The sequence below is a fragment of the Pseudomonas sp. BAV 4579 genome (assembly GCF_009765395.1).
GTDB classification, from domain to species: domain Bacteria; phylum Pseudomonadota; class Gammaproteobacteria; order Pseudomonadales; family Pseudomonadaceae; genus Chryseomonas; species Chryseomonas aestiva.
This window is the reverse complement of record NZ_WHOV01000150.1, coordinates 1-20,321: the sequence shown is the minus strand read 5'-3', so window position 1 is coordinate 20,321 and position 20,321 is coordinate 1. Positions and strand designations below refer to the sequence as shown.

At 67.1% G+C, this 20,321-nt stretch carries 17 protein-coding genes and 1 riboswitch; of the genes, 9 read left to right on the top strand and 8 right to left on the bottom strand.

All coding sequences use genetic code 11. The features are described 5' to 3' along the window. Positions 1-51: 51 nt before the first annotated feature. From urtB to GSQ95_RS22720, 8 genes are all read left to right on the top strand, one after another. A complete protein-coding gene (gene urtB / locus GSQ95_RS22755; RefSeq protein ID WP_158892361.1) occupies positions 52-969 on the top strand; it encodes an urea ABC transporter permease subunit UrtB in 918 nt (305 codons plus the stop codon). Positions 970-979: 10 nt separating this feature from the next. Continuing rightward, on the top strand, positions 980-2,143 hold the full coding sequence (gene urtC, locus GSQ95_RS22750; RefSeq protein ID WP_158892363.1) for an urea ABC transporter permease subunit UrtC: 1,164 nt from the start codon (positions 980-982) through the stop codon (positions 2,141-2,143). Then, positions 2,140-2,904, top strand: coding sequence for an urea ABC transporter ATP-binding protein UrtD (gene urtD, locus GSQ95_RS22745; RefSeq protein ID WP_158892366.1), 765 nt, complete (start codon positions 2,140-2,142; stop codon positions 2,902-2,904). The genes urtC and urtD overlap by 4 nt, the downstream gene beginning before the upstream one ends. Positions 2,905-2,954: 50 nt before the next feature. Next, positions 2,955-3,644 carry an urea ABC transporter ATP-binding subunit UrtE gene (urtE, locus tag GSQ95_RS22740; protein ID WP_158892368.1) on the top strand — a complete coding sequence of 230 codons (690 nt, stop codon included), beginning with the start codon at positions 2,955-2,957 and terminating at the stop codon, positions 3,642-3,644. Positions 3,645-3,829: 185 nt separating this feature from the next. Continuing rightward, entirely contained in the window at positions 3,830-5,059 is a 1,230-nt protein-coding gene (gene fmdA / locus GSQ95_RS22735; protein WP_158892370.1) for a formamidase, read from the top strand. Positions 5,060-5,108: 49 nt separating this feature from the next. Continuing rightward, positions 5,109-5,456 (top strand): zinc ribbon domain-containing protein, encoded by a 348-nt coding sequence (locus GSQ95_RS22730; protein ID WP_158892372.1) that lies wholly within the window; start codon positions 5,109-5,111, stop codon positions 5,454-5,456. Between the two features lie 33 nt (positions 5,457-5,489). Then, the gene (locus GSQ95_RS22725) at positions 5,490-6,533 is read left to right on the top strand and encodes an aliphatic amidase (RefSeq protein ID WP_158892374.1); all 1,044 of its coding nucleotides are present in this window, start codon (positions 5,490-5,492) and stop codon (positions 6,531-6,533) included. A 24-nt stretch (positions 6,534-6,557) separates the two neighbouring features. Continuing rightward, the gene (locus GSQ95_RS22720) at positions 6,558-7,592 is read left to right on the top strand and encodes an AAA family ATPase (RefSeq protein WP_158892376.1); all 1,035 of its coding nucleotides are present in this window, start codon (positions 6,558-6,560) and stop codon (positions 7,590-7,592) included. A gap of 52 nt (positions 7,593-7,644) precedes the next feature. On the opposite strand, the gene atzF is transcribed toward GSQ95_RS22720, so the two are convergent. From atzF to GSQ95_RS22680, 8 genes are all read right to left on the bottom strand, one after another. Next, the gene (atzF, locus tag GSQ95_RS22715) at positions 7,645-9,447 is read right to left on the bottom strand and encodes an allophanate hydrolase (protein ID WP_158892378.1); all 1,803 of its coding nucleotides are present in this window, start codon (positions 9,445-9,447) and stop codon (positions 7,645-7,647) included. A gap of 11 nt (positions 9,448-9,458) precedes the next feature. Next, a complete protein-coding gene (gene uca / locus GSQ95_RS22710; RefSeq protein ID WP_158973921.1) occupies positions 9,459-13,058 on the bottom strand; it encodes an urea carboxylase in 3,600 nt (1,199 codons plus the stop codon). 191 nt (positions 13,059-13,249) lie between these two features. Further along, positions 13,250-13,885, bottom strand: a complete 636-nt coding sequence (locus tag GSQ95_RS22705) for an urea amidolyase associated protein UAAP2 (RefSeq protein ID WP_158895544.1) — start codon at positions 13,883-13,885, stop codon at positions 13,250-13,252. Positions 13,886-13,894: 9 nt separating this feature from the next. Continuing rightward, positions 13,895-14,605 (bottom strand): urea amidolyase associated protein UAAP1, encoded by a 711-nt coding sequence (locus tag GSQ95_RS22700; RefSeq protein WP_158895542.1) that lies wholly within the window; start codon positions 14,603-14,605, stop codon positions 13,895-13,897. 11 nt (positions 14,606-14,616) lie between these two features. After that, complete coding sequence (locus GSQ95_RS22695) at positions 14,617-15,375, bottom strand: ABC transporter ATP-binding protein (RefSeq protein ID WP_158895540.1); 759 nt, start codon at positions 15,373-15,375, stop codon at positions 14,617-14,619. Beyond that, complete coding sequence (locus GSQ95_RS22690) at positions 15,375-16,187, bottom strand: ABC transporter permease (protein WP_158895538.1); 813 nt, start codon at positions 16,185-16,187, stop codon at positions 15,375-15,377. The genes GSQ95_RS22695 and GSQ95_RS22690 overlap by 1 nt, the downstream gene beginning before the upstream one ends. Positions 16,188-16,210: 23 nt before the next feature. Beyond that, a complete protein-coding gene (locus tag GSQ95_RS22685; RefSeq protein WP_158895536.1) occupies positions 16,211-17,275 on the bottom strand; it encodes a putative urea ABC transporter substrate-binding protein in 1,065 nt (354 codons plus the stop codon). Between the two features lie 51 nt (positions 17,276-17,326). Further along, positions 17,327-17,426: riboswitch (guanidine-I (ykkC/yxkD leader) on the bottom strand. Between the two features lie 177 nt (positions 17,427-17,603). After that, positions 17,604-18,509 (bottom strand): LysR family transcriptional regulator, encoded by a 906-nt coding sequence (locus GSQ95_RS22680; protein WP_158895534.1) that lies wholly within the window; start codon positions 18,507-18,509, stop codon positions 17,604-17,606. Between the two features lie 171 nt (positions 18,510-18,680). Between GSQ95_RS22680 and GSQ95_RS22675 the strand changes: the two genes are divergently transcribed. Continuing rightward, the gene (locus GSQ95_RS22675) at positions 18,681-20,201 is read left to right on the top strand and encodes an ABC transporter substrate-binding protein (protein ID WP_158895532.1); all 1,521 of its coding nucleotides are present in this window, start codon (positions 18,681-18,683) and stop codon (positions 20,199-20,201) included. The last annotated feature ends 120 nt before the right edge of the window (positions 20,202-20,321 follow it).

Genomic DNA, 20,321 nt, shown 5'->3' with positions numbered 1-20,321 from the left:
CGGAGGCGTCGCCTGACCGACGCCTCCGTCCACCTTCGCGGGGAGATCTCCATGGAAAGCTTATCCGACTTCGGCGCCATCGCCGTGATGCAGGGCTTCAACGGCCTTTCGGTATTTTGCGTGTTGCTGCTGATGGCGCTGGGACTGGCGATCATCTTCGGGCAGATGGGCGTGATCAACATGGCCCATGGCGAATTTCTCACTTTGGGGGCCTACACCACCTACGTGATGTCCTCACTGACCCTGCACCTGTTTCCGGCCTTGCAGCCCTACTATTTCTTTTTCGCCCTGATCCTGGCGTTCTTCGTCGCTGGCGCCATCGGCTGGCTGGTGGAGTGGGCGATGATCAGCCGGCTCTACCAGCGGCCGCTGGACACCCTGCTGGCCACCTGGGGCCTGTCGCTGATCCTGCAACAGGTGTTTCGCTCGGTATTCGGTGCCCGCGAGGTCAGTGCCGAACTGCCCGAATGGATCATGGGCTCCTGGAGTCCGACCGCCAGCATCGACATCCCCAAGAACGGTCTGTTCGTCATGGTCGTGACCGCGCTGCTGACCCTGACCCTGTTCTTCATGCTGTACCGCTCGCGCTGGGGGCTGCAGGTGCGCGCCACCATGCAGAACCGGGTGATGGCCCGCGCCGTGGGCATCAACACCCGCCGCGTGGATCGCCTGACCTTCGCCCTGGGCTGCGGCGTGGCCGGGGTGGCGGGCGCGGCCTTCACCACCATCGGCTCCATCGGTCCGACCTCGGGCTCGCTGTACATCGTCGATACCTTCCTGGTGGTGGTCTTTGGTGGCGCAGCCAGCCTGCTCGGCACCATCGCCTCGGCCTTTGGCATCGCGCAGGCGCAATCTCTGTTGGAATTCTTCCTCTCCGGTTCCATGGCCAAGGTGCTGACCCTGTCGGCGGTGATTCTCATCCTGATGCTGCGGCCCCAGGGGCTGTTCTCGGCAAAAGTCCGCAAGTAGGGAGTCCCCAATGAACAAGGCAATCGACAACCTGCTCGGTGGCCGGCAGGGCGCCTTCGGCCTGCTGGTACTGGCTGCGCTGATCCTGCTGGTGTTTCCGCTGACCCTGGACATCTTCCGCCTGAGCATGGTCGGCAAGTACCTGACCTACGCCTTCGTCGCGGTCGGCCTGGTGCTCTGCTGGGGCTATGGCGGCATCCTCAGTCTCGGCCAGGGCATCTTCTTCGGCCTCGGCGGCTACTGCATGGCGATGTTCCTCAAACTGGAAGCCTCGGACCCGGAAAGCACCAAGATCCAGTCCACCCCCGGCATTCCCGACTTCATGGACTGGAACCAGATCACCGAGCTGCCCTGGCTCTGGCAGCCGTTCCATAGCTTCGGCTTCACCCTGGTGGCGGTGATCGCGGTTCCGGTGCTGCTGGCCTTCATCATCGGCCTGGCGATGTTCAAGCGGCGGGTAGGGGACGTGTACTTTTCCATCGTCACACAGGCCATCGCCGCCATCCTGACCATTCTCATCATCGGCCAGCAGGGCCTCACCGGCGGGGTCAATGGCATCACCGACCTGAAGACGCTGCTGGGTTGGGACATCCGTTCGGACAGCGCCAAGGTGGTGCTGTATTTCGTCAACGCGGCGCTGCTGTTCGGCTGCATCCTGATCGGCCGCTTCGTCCTGAGCTCCAAGCTGGGCCGGTTGCTGGTGGCCATGCGTGACAAGGAGGAGCGGGTGCGCTTTTCCGGCTATGACGTGGCCAGCTTCAAGATCTTCGTGTTCTGCCTGGCCGCGGCCTTTTCGGCGGTGGGTGGCGCCCTGTTCGCCCTGCAGGTGGGCTTCATGTCGCCGTCCTTCGTCGGCATCGTGCCCTCCATCGAGATGGTCATCTTCGCCGCGGTCGGCGGCCGGCTTTCGCTGTTGGGGGCCGTGTACGGCGCGCTGCTGGTGAATTTCGGCAAGACCTACTTCTCCGAATCCTTCCCCGAACTCTGGCTGTACCTGATGGGCGGACTGTTTATCGTGGTCGTCCTCTATTTCCCCAACGGCCTGGCCGGTCTCTGGAAGAGTCATGGCCAGCGCCTGGTCGCGCGGCTGAAACGCACACCGATCAGCGCCCCCGCCCCGGCGCCTGCGTCGCCCAAGACGCGCAAAGCCTCCCAGTTGGAGACCACGCCATGAACAGCAGCCCCATCGGCTTCCAGTTGGCCAAACCCGTGCTGGCCATCGAGGGTCTGACCGTTTCCTTCGACGGCTTCAAGGCGGTGAACGACCTCACGCTCTATGTCGACCGTAACGAGGTCCACGTGGTGATCGGCCCCAACGGCGCCGGCAAGACCACGGTGCTCGATCTGATCTGCGGCAAGACCCGCGCGACCGCTGGCAGCATCGAATTCAATGGCCGCGAGCTGACTCGGATGAAGGAATTCGACATCGTCCGGGCGGGCGTCGGCCGCAAGTTCCAGAACCCTTCGATCTACGAAAACCTCACGGTGTTCGAGAACCTGGAGATGTCCTATCCCGAGGGCCGCAAGGTGTTCGGTGCGCTGTTCTTCAAGCGCAGTGCGGCGGTGGTCGCGCGGGTGGAGGCGGTGGCCGCGGAGATCTTTCTCGCCGACCTGCTGCACCAGCAGGCCGATCTGCTCTCCCATGGCCAGAAACAGTGGCTGGAGATCGGCATGCTGCTGATGCAAGACCCTGAACTCCTGATGCTCGACGAGCCGGTGGCGGGCATGAGCGTGTCCGAACGGGCCCAGACCGCCGAGCTGCTCAACCGCATCAGCCAGGGGCGCTCGGTGCTGGTCATCGAGCACGACATGGAATTCGTCAAGAGCATCGCCCACAAGGTCACGGTGCTGCACCAGGGCAAGGTACTAGCCGAAGGCAGCATGGAGGCGGTGCAGAGCAATCCCAAGGTTATCGAGGTGTACCTGGGGCACTGAGGTCTCACCTCCAGCCCTTTTCCTGCAGTCGATCACGGGAGATCCCGGTCATGTTCACGATCCAGAATCTTGTCTCCGGCTACGGCCAGAGCCGCATCCTTCATGAGCTAAGCCTAAAGGTGGCGCAAAAGGAAATCGTCGCCGTCATGGGTCGCAACGGCATGGGCAAGAGCACCCTGTTCCGCAGCCTGATGGGCATCCTGCCGGCGTGGAGCGGCCAGGTGGCGGTGGACGGCCAGGACGTCTCCCGGCTGGAGACGCACCAGCGCGTCGAGCGCGGCATCGCCTATGTCCCGCAGGGGCGAATGATCTTTTCCCATATGACGGTGCTGGAAAACATCCAGACCGGCCTGCCGGCCTCGGCCCGGGGCAGGGTGCCGGACGATCTTTATGCGCTGTTCCCGGTGCTGCACGAGATGCGCCAGCGCAAGGGTGGCAACCTCTCCGGCGGCCAGCAGCAGCAACTGGCGATCGCCCGCGCCCTGGCCACCAATCCCAAGGTGCTGCTGCTGGACGAGCCGACCGAGGGTATCCAGCCTTCGATCATCAAGGACATCGCCCGCACCCTGAAAGAGATCCGCGCCCTGCGCGACCTGACCATCGTGGTCTCCGAGCAGGTGCTGTCCTTCACCCTCGACATCGCCGACCGCTTCCTGGTGATCGAGAAGGGCCGCTTCGTGGTCGAGGAGACCCGCGACAAGGTCGACGAGGCCACCATCAGCCGCTACCTGTCGGTCTGACCCCGGCGCTCTGCACGGCCGCCCTGCAGCAGCACGGCGGTCGCTTCCGGCTGCCTGGCAGTCCCGTCCAAGCCTTGCCTTGTTTGGATTTGCGCCTACGTCATCCGACGTATTTGCAGCCCCAATCCCAGCCCCGAGACTGACCTGGAACCCACCCGCTACCGCCAACAGCCAGGAGCTGCGCGATGACCGACACCCTGATCAAGGTCGACCTCAACCAGGCCGCCACCGACAACGAAAACGTCCACAACCGCTGGCATCCGGACATCCCCATGGCCTGCTGGGTCAAGCCGGGTGACGACTTCATCCTGGAAACCTACGACTGGACCGGTGGCGCGATTAAGAACGACGACGACGCCAGCGACGTGCGCGATGTCGACCTGTCGACCGTGCATTATCTTTCCGGTCCGGTAGGGGTGAAGGGCGCCGAGGCGGGCGATCTGCTGGTGGTCGAACTGCTCGACATCGGCGCCAAGGCCGAGTCCCAGTGGGGCTTCAACGGCTTCTTCTCCAAGCAGAACGGCGGTGGCTTTCTCACCGATTACTTTCCCTCGGCGCAGAAATCCATCTGGGACTTCGAAGGCATGTTCACCAAGAGTCGCCACATCCCCGGCGTACGCTTCGCTGGCTTGATCCACCCCGGACTGATCGGCTGCCTGCCGGACCCCAAGTTGCTGGCCAACTGGAACGCCCGCGAGCAGGAGTTGATCGACAGCAACCCGAACCGGGTACCGCCCCTGGCCAATCCGCCGTTCGCCGCGACCGCCCACCTGGGCAAGCTCACCGGCGCGGCCCGCGACGCGGCAGCCGCCACCGGCGCGCGCACCGTGCCGCCTCGCGAGCATGGCGGCAACTGCGACATCAAGGACCTGTCGCGGGGTTCGAAGATCTTCTTTCCGGTGTACGTGGAGGGTGCGGGCCTCTCGGTGGGCGACCTGCACTTCAGCCAGGGCGACGGCGAGATCACCTTTTGCGGCGCCATCGAGATGGCCGGCTGGGTGCACATGAAGGTCGAGCTGATCAAGGGTGGCATGGCCAAGTACGGCATCAAGAATCCCATCTTCAAACCCAGCCCCATCGTGCCCACCTACAACAACTTCCTGATCTTCGAAGGCATCTCGGTGGATGACGCCGGCAAGCAGCACTACCTGGACGTCAACCTGGCGTACCAGCAGGCCTGCCTGAATGCCATCGAGTACCTGAAGAAATTCGGCTACAGCGGCGCCCAGGGTTACTCGCTGCTGGGCTCGGCGCCGGTGCAGGGCCATATCAGCGGGGTGGTCGACATTCCCAACGCCTGCGCCACCCTCTGGCTGCCGACGGACATCTTCGAGTTCGACATCAACCCCACTGCCGCCGGACCGACCCGCTACCTGGACGGCAGCATCGACATGCCCATCGCCTACGACAAGTGAGCCACCCGGGTGCGGCCACCGGTCGCGCCCCCGCCGCCAGGAGCCCGTCATGCCGATCTACGAATACGACTGCCCCGACTGCGGGGATTTCACCCTGTTGCGCCCGATGGCCCAGCGCGACGATCCCTGCAACTGCCCCGCCTGCGCCGCGCCCAGCCACCGAGTGATTCTCAGCGCCCCTGGTCTGGCGACCCTGGCGGGCGGCGCGCGTCACGCCCACGAGACCAATGAACGTTCGCGCCACGCGCCCCAGTCCCTCGCGGAGTACCAGGCCAAGCGCGGTCATGGCGCCGGTTGCAGCTGCTGCGCGCCGAGCAAGCCGGTGGCGCGCAGCAAGACCAATCCCCATGGCCTGAAAACCAGTCCGTCAACCCGCCCCTGGATGATTAGCCACTGATTCCCGGTCCAAGCCTTTCAAAGGAGCCACTCCATGCGCCATGGCGATATTTCCAGCAGCCCCGATACCGTCGGCGTCGCTGTCGTCAACTACCGGATGCCCCGCCTGCACAGCAAGGCGGAGGTGCTGGCCAACGCCCAGCAGATTGCCGCGATGATCAAGGGCATGAAGCTCGGCCTGCCGGGTATGGACCTGGTGGTGTTCCCCGAGTACAGCACCATGGGGATCATGTACGACAGGGACGAGATGATGGCCACCGCCGCGACCATCCCCGGCGAGGAGACGGCGATCTTCGCCGCCGCCTGCCGCGAGGCCAGGACCTGGGGGATCTTCTCGCTCACCGGCGAGCGCCACGAAGAGCATCCGCACAAGGCGCCCTACAACACCCTGGTGCTGATCGACGATCAGGGCGAGATCGTGCAGAAGTACCGCAAGTGCATTCCCTGGTGCCCCATCGAGGGCTGGTATCCCGGTGACCGCACCTATGTCAGCGAGGGCCCCAAGGGATTGAAGATCAGCCTGATCATCTGCGATGACGGCAACTATCCGGAAATCTGGCGCGACTGCGCCATGAAGGGCGCCGAGCTGATCGTGCGTTGCCAGGGCTACATGTATCCGGCCAAGGAGCAGCAGGTGCTGATGGCCAAGACCATGGCCTGGGCCAACAACTGCTATGTGGCGGTGGCCAACGCCACCGGCTTCGACGGGGTATACAGCTACTTCGGCCATTCGGCGCTGATCGGTTTCGATGGCCGTACCCTCGGTGAGTGCGGCGAGGAGGAGATGGGTATCCAATACGCCCAGCTGTCGATCTCGCAGATTCGCGATGCCCGCGCCAATGACCAGTCGCAGAACCACCTGTTCAAGCTGCTGCACCGCGGCTACACCGGGGTCTACAACTCCGGAGACGGCGACAAGGGCGTGGCCGACTGCCCCTTCGACTTCTATCGCACCTGGGTGCTGGATGCCCAGAAGGCTCAGGCCGACGTCGAGCGGATGACCCGCTCCACGATTGGCGTGGCCGATTGCCCGGTGGGCGAGTTGCCGCATCCCGGCCAGGAACGCCAGCTGGGTTGAGCCAGGCCGCAAAGGTGAGGGGACATGCCGTTCGTCAATGACCTGATCGAGCACAGTCGCGACCAGCTTGCCTGCGAGGGTCAGCCGCCGTTGCCCTCGCGCTTCCTGTTCGAACCCGCCGCAGTCATGGCGCTCCTGCGGGCGCGCATCCTGGGGCAAGACAGGGTGCTTGACGAGGTCGAAGCCTTGCTCAAGGTGGTCAAGGCCGACATCGGTGATCCGGCAAGGCCCCTGGGCGTGAGTCTGTTCCTTGGTCCCACCGGGGTCGGCAAGACCGAGATCGTGCGCCTGCTGGCCCAGGCCATTCATGGTCGGGCAGACGCCCTCTGCCGTATCGACATGAACACCCTGGCCCAGGAACACTACGCCGCGGCCCTGGCCGGCGCGCCGCCCGGCTATGTGGGCAGCAAGGAAGGCACCACGCTGTTCGATGCCGAGGCCATCGCCGGCAGCTACGGCCGCCCTGGAATCGTGCTGTTCGACGAGCTGGAAAAGGCCGATCGCCAGGTCATCCGTACCCTGTTGAATGTACTCGACAGCGGCCAGCTGGTGCTCAGCGCCGGCAGCAAGCGCCTGGATTTTCGCAACAGCCTCATCTTCATGACCAGCAACCTGGGTGCCCGGGCCGTCCAGCAGCAGCGTACCCGCTTCGCGCACGGCTGGCGGCGCTGGCTCAAGCTGTCGGCGGACCCAAGACCTGTCCTGGAAGAGGCGCTGCACGCGCACTTCGATCCGGAATTTCTCAATCGTATCGAGCGGATCCTGGCGTTCGAGCGCATCGATCAGGACTGGCTACCCGGGCTGCTCGCCATCGAGCTGGACAAGCTCAATCAGCGCCTGGGCCGCCAGGGGAAAAGCCTGGAGCTGCACGACAGCGCCAGGGCCTTCCTGACCCGTGATCACGATCCCCGCTTCGGCGCTCGTGATCTGGTCCGGCGCCTGCGCCGGCTCTTGGAGCCGGCGGTGGCCGACTGTTTGCTGGCACAGCCGACGGCGGTCCGGCTGCTGGCGGTTCAGGAGGGGGAGCGTCTGGTGGTGCGCGAGGTGGACGCCGGGTGATGGCTTCCCCCCGGGCTCGGGACCCTGCGGATTCCCGAGCCCGGGGGGCACGCTAGCGGGCGCTGCGGCTCGCCAACCACGGCCGCCATCCACCATGCGCCGTGATGTCCTCGGCCCCCGCCAGGCCATAGGGCTCGCAGATGAAGCCGGTTTCCCAGCTGCCATCGGCCAGTTCCACCTTGCCCAGGCCGAGCGGGGCGGGGATGCCGGTGAGAAAGCTGCCCAGTTCGCTGCTGGGCAGCTCCCAGACCTCCACCTCGATGGCGGCGCCGTCCTCGGTGACCCGGACCATGCCCGGGCGTAGCGGCGGGCCGCCGGCCAGGGCGTGGAGGCGATAGTGCGGCGCGCTCCGGGTCAGGGCCAGGCGGCGGGCACCGCGGGCCAACAACTGACCATTGAGGGGCAGCCCCTGCAGATGGGCACCGCAGACCACCAGGCGGGCACGGTCATGCCGGGCGGGGCGCGCCGGCAGGCTGGCGTGCGGCAGGGCGCCGCCGACCAGCGCCAGGCCCTGGGCTTCCTGCAGGGCCGCGGCCAGGCTCAGCAGGTACTGGTCGGTGAAGACCCGGCCGAACAGCGTCACGCCCCAGGGCAGGCCGTTGGCCATGACGCCGGCCGGCACGGCTACGGCGGCGTAGTCCAGCAGGTTCATGAAGTTGGTGTAGTAACCCAGATCGGCGTTGCGGGCGACCGGTTCGGCGGCCAGTTCCGCCAGGGTCACCGGCCGCGGATAGGTGGGGGTGAGCACGCAGTCCAGTTCAGCCAGCAGGGTGTCGCACCGGGCTTTCAGCGCCTGCAGGCGGTAGCCGGCGCGAAAGGCGTCCACCGCCGTGGTACCGGAGGCCTTTTCCAGCACGGCGCGGATCACCGGCAGTACGGCGTCCGGCTCGGCCTCGATCAGGGCGCCGGCCACGCTGTAGCGCTCGGCGACCCAGGGGCCTTCATAGAGCAGGCGCGCGGCTTCCAGGAAGGGTGTGAGGTCCAGCGGCACGGCTTCGCCCCCCAGGGCTTCCAGGCGCGCCTTGGCCGCCGCGAACAGCGCCGGGCTTTCCGGGCAGCCGAGGAATTCCAGCTGGGTCGGGACGCCGAAGCGGAAGGGTCGCGGGCGGCCGAAGGCGCTGGCATCGTTCCACTGTGGATTGGCGCGGCTGTAGGGATCGCGCGGATCGAGGCGGGCGGTGAGCGCCAGCAGCGTGCTGGCTTCGGCGGCGGTGGCGGTAAAGAAGGTCACGCAGTCCAGGGTCTGGCAGGCGGGCACCACGCCGGCGGTGGACAGCAGTCCCTTGCTGCCTTTGAGGCCCACCAGGTTGTTCAGCCCCGCAGGCACGCGCCCGGAACCGGCGGTATCGGTGCCCAGGGCGAAGCTGGCGACACCCAGGGCCAGGGCCAGGGCCGAACCGGCACTGGAGCCGCCGGAAGGATAGTCCGGGTGGACACTGTTGCGACAGGCGCCGTAGGGCGAACGGGTGCCGTTGAGGCCGGTGGCGAACTGGTCGAGATTGCACTTGCCCAGCGGCACGGCGCCCAGGGCGACCAGCTGTTCCACCAGGGTCGCCGAACGTTCGGGCACATAGGCATAGGCCGGGCAGGCTGCCGTGGTGGGGATGCCGGCGAGGTCGATGTTGTCCTTGATCGCGAAGGGGATGCCATAGAGCGGCAGCTCGGCGGGATCGCGAGCGTCCAGGGCGGCGAGGTAGGGCTCCAGCTCGGCTGGGGTCAGCAGGTGGATGAACAGGTGGTACTCGGGATTGAGGGCCGCGGCCTGTTCCCGCAGTTCGGCGAAGAGCGTGCGTGGGGTCTGGGTCCCGGCGGCATAGGCGGCGCTCAGGGTGTCGAGGCGCAGATCGAATGTCATGGTGGCTTCCTTCAGGTTTTGTCGATGACCAGCAGGCGCTGGCCGGCGCGGATCGGCGAGCCGGGCTGGACCTGCAGGTCGTGGATCCGGCCGCTGCAGGGCGCGAGCAACGGGATTTCCATCTTCATGGATTCCAGGATCAGCAACGGCTGGCCGGCTTCCACCTGGTCGCCCGGCTGCACCTGGGCCTGCCAGAGATTGCCGGCCACCGGGCTTTCCAGCGCCAGCTGGTGGCTGGCGAGGGGGGCATCCTCGGTGGCTTCGACGGCAGCTTCCTGACTGTCGAAATGCGCCTGGCCGGAGTCGATCCAGCGTTGCCGCTCGGCGGCGAAGGCGCTCTGCTGGCGCGTGCGGAAGGTGGCGATACCCTCGGCTTCGCGTGCCAGGAAGGCCTGGTAGTCGGCCAGGGACAATTCGCTCTCTTCGATGCGCAGGGGCACGCGACCCAGGGGGAAGTCGGCGCGGATGCGCAGCAATTCCTCCGCCGAGACTTCATAAAAGCGGATCTGATCGAAGAAGCGCAGCAGATAGGGCTGGCCGTGGAAGGCTTCCACGTTACGGTAGCGATTCCACATCTGCAGGGTGCGCCCGACGAACTGGTAGCCGCCGGGGCCTTCCATGCCATAGACGCACAGATAGGCGCCACCGATGCCCACCGAGTTTTCCGCGGTCCAGGTACGCGCCGGGTTGTACTTGGTGGTCACCAGCCGATGACGCGGATCGAGGGGGGTGGCCACCGGCGCGCCCAGATAAACGTCGCCGAGGCCCATCACCAGGTAGCTGGCGTCGAAGACGATGCGCTTGACCGCCTCCAGGGACTCCAGGTCATTCACCCGGCGGATGAACTCCAGGTTGCTCGGGCACCAGGGGGCGTCCTTGCGCACCGTGGTGGTGTATTTCTCGATGGCCAGGCGGCAGGCCGGATCGTCCCAGGACAGCGGCAGATGGACGATGCGCGAGGGCACCCGCAGGTCCTGGGCATCGCCCAGCGCCTGCCAGCAGCGACTGACCGCCGCCAGCAGCTCTGCCAGGGGCAGTGTCTCGGGCTGGTAGTGCACCTGCAGCGAGCGGATGCCGGGGGTGAGCTCGCACAGCCCCGGCAGCGCCAGGGCGGCCAGCGCCTGCATCAGCCCATGGCCGCGAAAGCGCAAGGCCAGGTCCAGCTCCGGCGGGCCGATCTCCAGCAGCAGATGGGTATCCCCGGACAGCCGCGCCACCAGGCGCTCGGCGCCCTGGCCCAGGTCCAGCACCACGGGATCGCCGCGCCTGGGCGTGATGGCGATCTCCGCCTGCGGCTGCAGACTGCTTTCCTCGGCCAGGCGTGCCTGCTGCAGGCGCCGCGCGGTGGCCAGGTCCACCGGCAGGAAGCGCAGCCGGTCACCGGCCTTGAGCTGGCCGAGTTGCCAGAGGTCGGCTTCGATCACCGTGACCGGACAGACGAAGCCGCCTAGGCTGGGGCCGTCGGGGCCGAGGATGACCGGCATGTCGCCGGTGAAGTCCACGGCGCCCACCGCATAGGGATTGTCATGGATATTGGAAGGATGCAGACCGGCCTCGCCGCCGTCTTCGCGGGTCCATTCCGGCTTGGGGCCGATCAGGCGCACGCCGGTGCGACTGGAGTTGAAGTGCACCTCCCAGTCGGTGGCGAGAAAGAGATCCAGATAGGCCGGGCTGAAATAGTCCGGCGCACCGTGCGGCCCATAGATGACGCGCAGGGTGCGGGTCTCGGGCAGCTGGGTGGTCAGGGCGACGGGGAGCCGGGCCTCCGCGCGTGCGTCGGTCAGCGGGTGCAGGTGCAGCACGTCGCCGGCGCGCAGGGCGCGGCCACCGTGGCCGCCGAACTGGCCGAGGGTGAAGGTGCTACGACTGCCCAGGTAGTCGGGCAGGTCCAGGCCGCCTCTCAGGCAGAGATAGCTGCGGGCGCCGGCGCCGGTGATGGTGCCCAGGTGCAGGATGGCACCCGCGGGGACGCGAAAGACGCTGTCCATGGCCTGGGGTTGGTCGTCCAGCAGGATCGGCAGCGCCGCGCCGGTGACCACCACCACGGCCTCGGTGTTGAATCTCAGGGTAGGGCCGGCCAGGGTGATTTCCAGGGCGGCCGCGCGGCCGTCGTTACCGAGCAGGCGATTGCCCAGGCGCAGGGCGCGGTCGTCCATGGGGCCGGAAGGGGGAATGCCCACCGACCAGTAGCCGAGGCGCCCGGGGGCGTCCTGCACCGTGGTCTGGGTGCCGGCGCTGAGTACCTCCAGGGTGGTGGCCTGGTAGGTCAGCCCTTCCAGGCAGCGCGTCCAGGGCTGGCCCGAGGCGAAGGGCGCGGCGGCGAGGATCTGCCGCAGGTAGTCGCCATTGGTTTCCACGCCATAGAGCCGGGTCGCGGCCAGGGCCTGGTCGAGACGCTGCCGAGCCGAGTCCCGGTCCGGGGCCCAGGCGATGACCTTGGCCACCAGCGGATCGAAATAGGGCGGGATCTCGCAGCCGGCCTCGACCCAGGTGTCCAGGCGCAGCGCCCGGCCATCCGCGGGTGGGAAGTCGACCTGGGTCAGCAGGCCTGGGCTGGGCTGGAAGTCGCGCCCCGGATCTTCGGCATAGAGTCGCGCCTGGATGGCATGACCCTGGGGCTGCAGCCCCGCGGCGAGCACGGCCAGCGGCGGCAGTTCGCCGGCGGCCAGTTCGATCATCCAGCGCACCAGGTCTAAGCCCCAGACCTGCTCGGTGACGCCGTGCTCGACCTGCAGCCGGGTGTTCACCTCCAGGAAATAGAAGCGGTCGGCGGCGCTGTCGTAGACGAATTCCACGGTACCGGCGCTGCGATAGCGTACCGCGCGCGCCAGCTCCAGGGCGGCGGCGCAGAGTGCCTCGGCCATGCCGGCCGGCAGGTTGGGCGCCGGGGTTTCCTCCAGCACCTTCTGGTTGCGGCGCTGCACCGAGCAATCGCGCACGCCCAGCGCCAGCACCTCGCCCTGGCCATCGCCGAACACCTGCACCTCCAGGTGCCGGGCGCGTTCGATGTACTTCTCCAGGAAGACGCCTGCGTCGCTGAAGTTGTTCTGGCCCAGCCGGCGCACGGCGTCGAAGGCCTCGGCGAGTTCAGGGTCCGTGCGGCACACGCGCATGCCGATGCCGCCACCACCGGCGGTGCTCTTGAGCATCACCGGATAACCGATCCGTTGCGCGGCCGCCAGGGCGGCTTCCAGGGTCTCCAGCAGCTCGGTGCCCTCCAGCAGCGGGACGCCCTGGGCGCGTGCCAGGGCGCGCGCCGTGTGCTTGAGACCAAAGGTGCGCAATTGCTCGGGGGTGGGCCCGACGAAGGCGATGCCGGCGGCTTCGCAGGCCTCGGCGAAGGCGGCGTTCTCGGAGAGGAAGCCATAACCGGGGTGGATGGCCTGGGCGCCACTCTGGCGCGCGATCTCGAGCAGCTTAGCGGTGTCCAGGTAGGTGGCCGCGGCGGCGCCTTCGCCCAGGCTGAAGGCCTGGTCGGCCGCGCTGACATGGCGGCTGGCGCGATCGGCTTCGCTGTAGACGGCAACCGCGGCGACGCCCAGGTCGCGCAGGGTGCGCTGGATGCGGCAGCTGATGGCGCCACGGTTGGCGATGAGCAGGGTGGTGAACATTCGAGGCGTCCTCGAAGGCGGCGGGCCGTCCCGCCAGATAAAAGCTCCCGGGGTCGTCCCCAGGAGGCCGCGCGAGGGCGGTAGGTCAATCGGCGTCTAGCGCTTGCCGCGGTAGCTGTAGCGTCCGGCGCGGACTTCACACAGCCGATAGAGGCGCGGCCGCAGCCACTGCCAGAGCTGGCATGCGCGGGTCAGTCCCATAGCAGCACCTCCGCCGGAGTGGGATTCCAGCCGTTGCAGGGGTTGTTGAGTTGCGGGCAATTGGAGATCAGCAGGATGACGTCGGTCTCGGCGCGCAACTCCACATACTTGCCGGCGCCGGAGATGCCATCGGCGAAGGTCAGGCCGCCGTCCGCGGTCACCGGCACGTTCATGAAGAAGTTGATGTTGGCGCCGATGTCGCGCTTGCCCAGGCGCCCGTCATGGCCACCGGCGCAGAGGAAGTTGTCACGGCAGCTATGCATCTGCCGGCGATCCAGGGCGTAGCGCACCGTGTTGCTCTCCTGGGAGCAGGCGCCGCCCAGGGTGTCGTGGCGGCCACAGGTGTCGGCGACGATGGTCAGCAGGGGATTGCCCAGGTTGGAATAGAGCACGCTGCCGGTCGACAGATAGACCCGGCCCTGGCGTCTCAGGGTGCGCTGGGGATCGTAGCGTTCCTGGGGGTTGGCGGCGGCGTAGAAGAGGGTGTCCACCGCCTGGTTGCCTTCCAGGTCATGGATGCGCAGGGTCTGGCCGGCCTTGACCTCCTTGAGGTAGGGCGCTCCGGCCGGCAGGAGGGCGCGGTAGCTGGCATCTTCCGGGCGTTTGGTGCTGGCGATCAGGGTCATGGCGGGGCCTCAGAGGAAGTAGCGGGCGGTGTTCTGGAAGGCGCGCTCGTTTTCCGGGCGCGAGGTGCGGCAGCGTTCGGCCACCTCGGGCGCCGCGCGCAACTGGGCGAGATCGACCGGGCGCGGCGCATAGACCGGGTCCGGGTCCAGCGGATGCTGCAGGGCGGTCAGCACCACCAGGGTGTTCATGGGCGCATGGAGCTCGACCAGATCGCCGGCGCGGGAGTTGCCGGGCACGAAGGCAAAGGCGCCCGCGGCATCCACGTCCACCCGGCTGAACAGGTTGAGGGTCATCAGCAGGTCTTCCAGGCCCAGGCCCCACTTGGCCAGTTCCACCAGCAGGTTGTCGGTGCCGTTGCGGTGGAAGCCGTTGCGCAGCTCCTGGTAGCGACCTGCGCCGTATTTCTCCGCTACCTCGGCGGCATTGGCCACGCCGCCGAAGCTGTCGTGCCAGCCGCAGGTGTCGCGCACCACGGCCGCCAGCACCCGGCCCATGTCGGAATAAAGACAATGGCCGGCGGTGAGACGCGCGGTGTGCTGGCCCTTGAGGGTATCGGGCAGGTTCAGCCGCTCGCTGCGGTCATCGGCATTGAACAGCAGCAGGCTGACATTGGCGCCGCCTTCCACGTCGGTCAGCCGCAGGGTCTGGCCGCGGCGCAGGATGAAGGAGGCGGTACCGCCGCCGGGGACGCGTTCCTGGTAGAGCAGTTCGTCAGTCATGGGCAACCTCGTCAGGTAAGGGCTGGCCGCGTCCCGGCCGCATGCACGGGCCGGGTCTTGGCGGTCAGGGGCAGGTCGTAGGTGATGCGGGCGCCATAGGCGCCGGGGGCTTGCGGGTCCTGGCGGACCTTGTCGAACACCAGTACCCGGGTGGCCAGGCTGAAGCCCTCGTGCAGGTCATGGGTGACCATGAACACGGTGAGCGGGCGCTCGTGCCAGAGCTCCAGCAGCAGGGCGTGCATGTCCTTGCGGATGCCGGGATCGAGGGCGCCGAAAGGCTCGTCCAGGAGCAGGATGCGCGGCCGGATGATCAGCGCCTGGGCGATGGCGAGGCGCTGCTGCATGCCGCCGGACAGCTGTCCCGGGTACTTGCCCAGCGCCTGGCCCAGGCCGACGCGTTCGAGCAGGGTGGCGGCCTGTTCCCGGGCCTGGCGCTTGGCCGTGCCCAGCAGCCGGCCAAGCAGCGGGGACCTGGGCAATTCCAGGCCCAGGGCGACGTTGTCCAGCACGCTCAGGTGGGGAAACACCGAATAGCGCTGAAAAACCACCCCCCGCTCGGGATCCGGTTCCGCCGAGAGCGGCTGACCATCGATGCGGATCTCGCCGCGGCTGGGGCGCTCCTGGCCGAGCAGCAGGCGCAGGAAGGTGGACTTGCCGCAGCCGGAGGCACCGACCAGGGCGCAGAATTCGCCTTCGCGCACCTGCAGATTGAGGCCTTCGAGCACCACCTGCTCGCCATAGCGCTGCCAGAGATTGCGGACCTCGATCATCAGCGACCCTCCCCGTACCAGGGAAAGGCGCGCCGCGTCAGCAGGCGCAGGCCGGCGTCCAGCAGCCAGGCCAGCAGGGTGATCCAGGCGACATAGGGCAGGATCACGTCCATGGCCAGATAGCGCCGCACCAGGAAGATGCGATAGCCCAGGCCATCGGTGGCGGCGATGGCCTCGGCGGCGATGAGAAACAGCCAGGCGGCACCCAGCTGCAGCCGCAGGGCGATGAGCAGGCGCGGCAGCAGTTGCGGCAGCACCAGGCGCAGGATCACCGTCCAGCTGTTGGCGCCCAGGGTCTGGGCCTTGATCAGCAGTTCGCGGGGCAGCTCCCGGGCGCGCTGGTCCAGCTCGCGGATCAGCACCGGGGTGACGCCCACCACGATCAGCATCACCTTGGCCAGTTCGCCCAGGCCGAAGACAATGAAGAGGATCGGCAGGATCGCCAGCGGCGGGATCATCGAGAGCACCGTCACCAGTGGCGACAGCGGCGCGCCGACCAGGGGCAGGCTGCCCGCGGCGATGCCCACCACCAGGGCGATCAGCGCGGCGATCACCAGGCCCAGCCCCAGGCGTTGCAGGCTGGCCAGGGTGTCCTGCCAGAACGGATAGCCCCCGGTACGCACGTCGGCGGTAAAGGCCAGGCGCTGCACCGCATCGGCCATCTGCGCCACGCTGGGCAGCAGCTTGTCGTTGGGGTTCTCCGCCAGCCGGGTGGCCGAGCCCACCAGATAGAGCAGGGCGAGCAGGGCGAAGGGCAGCAGGACCAGCAGGAGCCGGCCGCCCCGATCGGGATGCCGATTGATGAAGCGCATGGGCGTCCTCCTCGCGGCGGGGCTCAGAGCTTGCCGTCGGCGGCCAGCTGTACGAAGGTCGGATCGAAGCGCAGCTTGAGATTGCCCGCGTCGCCGCTGGTCTTGCCGCCCGGATAGGCGATGCCGATGGCCTCGGCGCTGGGTGCGCCCTGGCCCAGCAGGCCGTGTTCGAAGGAGAAGTGGGCGATGCGCTGCATGGTGGTCGGCAGCGCGGGATCCCTGACGAAGGCCAGGGCCTCGGCGGGCGTGGCGAACAGCCGGGTCTTGTCCAGTTGCGCCTGGAAGCCGGCGAGATCGGTACCCGAGGCCTTGGCCATGGCTTCCAGGGCCGCCTTGCCCTTGGCGTCGCCGGACTGCATCAACGCCAGCATCTCGAACCAGGCACCGGTCAGGGCCTTGCCCAGGGCCGGGTTGTCCTTGAGCGTGGCGGTGTCCACCACCAGCATGTCGAGGATCTCGCCGGGAATCTTGCTGGAGTCGAACACCTCGGTGGTGTCGGGCTGGGCCTTGATCTCGGCCAGCAGCGGATTCCAGGTCACCACGTTGCGCACGTCGGCGGTCTGGAAGGCGGCCACCATGTCGGCGTCGGAGGTGTTGACGGTGGTCAGGTCCCTCTCGCTCAGTCCCACGCTCTGCAGCGCGCGCGCCAGCAAATAGTGGGAGACGGAGAACTGCACCAGGTTGACCTGCTGGCCCTTGAGGTCGGCCAGGGTCTTGCCCTTGCCCTTCATCACCACGCCGTCGTTGCCGTTGGAGTAGTCGCTGACGATCAGCGCCGTGCTATCCACGCCGCCGGCGGCCGGAATGGTCAGGGCGTCCATGTTGGTCATGGCGCAGCCGTCGAACTGGCCGGTGGTGTATTGATTGATGGATTCGACGTAGTCGTTGAGCTGCACGACCTCGATGTGGATGCCGTATTTCCTGGCCCACTTGTCGATGATGCCCTGGGCCTGGACTTCGCCCCAGGGCATCCAGCCGGCATAGATAGTCCAGCACACCTTGAAGTCGTCGCGCGGCGCCGCCTGAGCGGTGGCACCAAGGAGCAGGGAACAACCGAGAACGAGCGAGGCGAGCAGGGGATGGCGCATGGGACCTCCAATAGGATGGACGACGGGACAGGAGCACGCGACTGGCGCTGTGTCTCCCGGGCTTTTGTCCCGCCGTGTAACCCCATCAGAGGTCGACGACTCTCGGACCAGACACCCGCACGAGCGAGTCGGAACCCTAGTCATCCATTGCAGATTGTGGTGCATCAAACCGGCTGGCCGGTGCTCCTGCACGCTATGGCCTTTGCCAGATGCGTGCCAGTTGCCGCCAGGCCCCGTGCCATGCTGGTTGTTTGCCATGACGGCGGAGGGCTACCGGCCGCGCCGCCCTGTTGCAGTGCGTTGTGGCGGCGCGATGCACCGCTTTGATTCAGCGTACCAGCGCCGTGATCAGCGCCTGGCGAAAGGCATTCACCGCCGGCGGCAATTCGCGGCCTGCCATGCTCTGCAATTCGATCCGTCGCGCGGCCAGGCCTTCGTCCAGCAGAGGTAGGGCCACCAGTTGGCCTTCGCGCAGGCGGCTACGCAGGCTCAGTTCGCTTGAGAGCGCCACGCCACCGCCCAGGGCGGCGAAACGATAGAGCGCCTGCATGTTGTTGCTCACCAGCACCGGCTCGAAGGAAAGTCCCTGGACGCCACAGCAGATGTCGAACAGCTGACGCACCGTGGTATCGGGCATCGGCAGCGCCAGCGGAAAGGGCTGCAGATCGGCCAGGGTCAGCCCGGTACGACGGGCAAGGGGATGCTCGGGCGCCACCACCGCCTCGATGGCGCCACTCAGGGTGGCGTCGACGCTGATGTCCGGCTCAGGCCTGAGGCTGAAGGTGAGGCCCAGGTCGGCGTCACCTTCCTGGACCCGGCGCGTGACCGCCGCCGGCGCGCAGACCTCCAGGGAAAAGTGGATGCCGGCATAGCCCTGGCGAAAGGCCACGATGACCTCGGGCAGGAAGTCCAGGGAAAAGCCTTCGGTGGTGGCCAGGCGTACCTGGCCGCGGCGCAGGTCGGCGAGGCCGCGCAACTCCGCCGCCACCTGCTCGCTGGCCAGCTGCGCCTTGCGCGCATGCACGGCCAGCCGCTCGCCGGCGGCGCTGGGCACCACGCCGCGAGCGCGGCGTTCGAGCAGTGGCGTCTCCAGTTCGCGCTCCAGCTTGGCGATCTGGCGACTCACCGCACTGGCGGCGACGTTGAGCCGCTGGGAGGCTTCGCTGATGGAGCCGCAGCGCACCACCTCGAGGAAATAGCGCAGGGCGGTGGACTGAATGCCGTAGGGGTGCATGGGGCCTCCTTTGCCGAAAAGGCATGGCTCGCATCTAAATATTTTGCTTGTGGCATGGGATGGCAAGACCTAGAGTCGGGTCAAGAGACCAACAACAGGCTTCAGCAAGAACTCCTTTCCCGCGCTTCGCGGACCTGCCTTTGACCAACCACCGCCCCGGAGACAGACGGCATGGGACTCAAAGGTTTCGCTTGTGGCATCGCGTTTTCCCTCTTCCTGGCCCAGGGCCAGGCCTTCGCCGGCAAAGCCAACGACACCCTGGTCTACGCCTCCGACACCGAACCCGAAAACGTCAGCCCCTATCACAACGATGCCCGTGAAGGCGTCATCCTCGCCCACCTGGCCTGGGATACCCTGATCTACCGCGATCCCCAGACCGGTGAATACAGGCCGATGCTGGCCACCGGCTGGCAGCAGGTCGATCCGCTGACCCTCGACTTCGAGCTGCGCCAGGGCGTGACCTTCCACAACGGCGATCCCTTCACCGCCGATGACGTGGTCTTCACCTTCAACTACGTGACTTCGCCCGAGGGCAAGGTGGTCACCCAGCAGAACGTCAACTGGATCAAGAGCGCCGAGAAGCTGGGCGAATACAAGGTCCGCCTGCACCTCAAGCAACCGTTTCCCGCCGCGCTGGAATACCTGGCCAATCCCTTGCCCATCTATCCCGGCAAGTACTTCCAGAAGGTCGGTCTGGCGGGTTTCGCGCAGAAGCCGGTAGGTACCGGGCCCTATCGCATCGTCGCCGTCACCAGCGGCCAGGGGGTCACGCTGGAGCGCAATCCGGACTACTTCAAGGACAGCCCCCAGGGGCAGCCGCGCATCGGCCATATCCAGTTCCGCGTCGTCCCCGACGCCGAGACCCGGCTCGCCGAACTCATGACCGGCGGCATTGACTGGGCCTGGCGCGTGGCGCCGGACCAGGCCGAGCAACTCAAGGCCGCGCCCAATCTCACCGTGGAGAGCGGTGCCAGCATGAGGATCGGCTTCCTCAGCATGGACGCCCAGGGCGCCTCCAGCCCGGATTCGCCCTTCGCCAAGGCCGAGGTGCGCCAGGCGGTCAACTACGCGATCAACCGCAAAGCCATCGCCAGCCAGCTCATGGGGGGCGGCAGCCAGCCGCTGCAGGTGGCCTGCTATCCGGAGCAATTCGGCTGCGACGCCAAGGCGGTACCGGGCTATCCCTACGACCCGGCCAAGGCCAAGGCGCTGCTCAAGGCCGCCGGCTATCCCAACGGCTTCAGCACCGAGATCTTCGCCTACCGGGAGCGCGACGTGGTCGAGGCGCTGATCGGCGACCTGCGTGCGGTGGGCATCGACGCCAAGCTGCGCTATCTGAAATACGCCGCCCTGCGCGATCAGCAGCGCGCCGGCAAGGTGCCCATGGCCTTTCTCGCCTGGGGTTCGTTCTCCATCGCCGACGCCTCGGCGGCCACCGGCGTCTATTTCAAGGGCAATGCCGACGACGTGGCCAAGGATCCCCAGGTGATCGACTGGCTCAAGGTGGCCGACACCGCCATGGACCCGGCCGTGCGCAAGGAGAACTACCGCAAGGCGCTGCAGCGGATCGCCGCGCAGGCCTACTGGGCGCCGGTGTTCAACTATTCCATCAATTACGCCTTCACCTCGGACCTGGCCTTCCAGCCCTATCCGGACGAATTGCCGCGCTTCGCCCTGGCCCACTGGAACTGATCCGTCCCGGCGCCCCGCACGGGGGCGTCTTCAGAACCTGTTCAAGAGCTCGCGAGCTAGAGCCAAACAAGGCGAAAAGGCCTGAGGAAGCGGAGTTTACGAATGGTAAATGAGCATTCC

What these genes read in the sequence shown, in the direction of transcription:
- urtB (WP_158892361.1), top strand. Translation starts at nt 52, where the DNA reads ATGGAAAGCTTATCCGACTTCGGCGCCATCGCCGTGATGCAGGGCTTC.
- urtC (WP_158892363.1), top strand. Translation starts at nt 980, where the DNA reads ATGAACAAGGCAATCGACAACCTGCTCGGTGGCCGGCAGGGCGCCTTC.
- urtD (WP_158892366.1), top strand. Translation starts at nt 2,140, where the DNA reads ATGAACAGCAGCCCCATCGGCTTCCAGTTGGCCAAACCCGTGCTGGCC.
- urtE (WP_158892368.1), top strand. Translation starts at nt 2,955, where the DNA reads ATGTTCACGATCCAGAATCTTGTCTCCGGCTACGGCCAGAGCCGCATC.
- fmdA (WP_158892370.1), top strand. Translation starts at nt 3,830, where the DNA reads ATGACCGACACCCTGATCAAGGTCGACCTCAACCAGGCCGCCACCGAC.
- GSQ95_RS22730 (WP_158892372.1), top strand. Translation starts at nt 5,109, where the DNA reads ATGCCGATCTACGAATACGACTGCCCCGACTGCGGGGATTTCACCCTG.
- GSQ95_RS22725 (WP_158892374.1), top strand. Translation starts at nt 5,490, where the DNA reads ATGCGCCATGGCGATATTTCCAGCAGCCCCGATACCGTCGGCGTCGCT.
- GSQ95_RS22720 (WP_158892376.1), top strand. Translation starts at nt 6,558, where the DNA reads ATGCCGTTCGTCAATGACCTGATCGAGCACAGTCGCGACCAGCTTGCC.
- atzF (WP_158892378.1), bottom strand. Translation starts at nt 9,447, where the DNA reads ATGACATTCGATCTGCGCCTCGACACCCTGAGCGCCGCCTATGCCGCC.
- uca (WP_158973921.1), bottom strand. Translation starts at nt 13,058, where the DNA reads ATGTTCACCACCCTGCTCATCGCCAACCGTGGCGCCATCAGCTGCCGC.
- GSQ95_RS22705 (WP_158895544.1), bottom strand. Translation starts at nt 13,885, where the DNA reads ATGACCCTGATCGCCAGCACCAAACGCCCGGAAGATGCCAGCTACCGC.
- GSQ95_RS22700 (WP_158895542.1), bottom strand. Translation starts at nt 14,605, where the DNA reads ATGACTGACGAACTGCTCTACCAGGAACGCGTCCCCGGCGGCGGTACC.
- GSQ95_RS22695 (WP_158895540.1), bottom strand. Translation starts at nt 15,375, where the DNA reads ATGATCGAGGTCCGCAATCTCTGGCAGCGCTATGGCGAGCAGGTGGTG.
- GSQ95_RS22690 (WP_158895538.1), bottom strand. Translation starts at nt 16,187, where the DNA reads ATGCGCTTCATCAATCGGCATCCCGATCGGGGCGGCCGGCTCCTGCTG.
- GSQ95_RS22685 (WP_158895536.1), bottom strand. Translation starts at nt 17,275, where the DNA reads ATGCGCCATCCCCTGCTCGCCTCGCTCGTTCTCGGTTGTTCCCTGCTC.
- GSQ95_RS22680 (WP_158895534.1), bottom strand. Translation starts at nt 18,509, where the DNA reads ATGCACCCCTACGGCATTCAGTCCACCGCCCTGCGCTATTTCCTCGAG.
- GSQ95_RS22675 (WP_158895532.1), top strand. Translation starts at nt 18,681, where the DNA reads ATGGGACTCAAAGGTTTCGCTTGTGGCATCGCGTTTTCCCTCTTCCTG.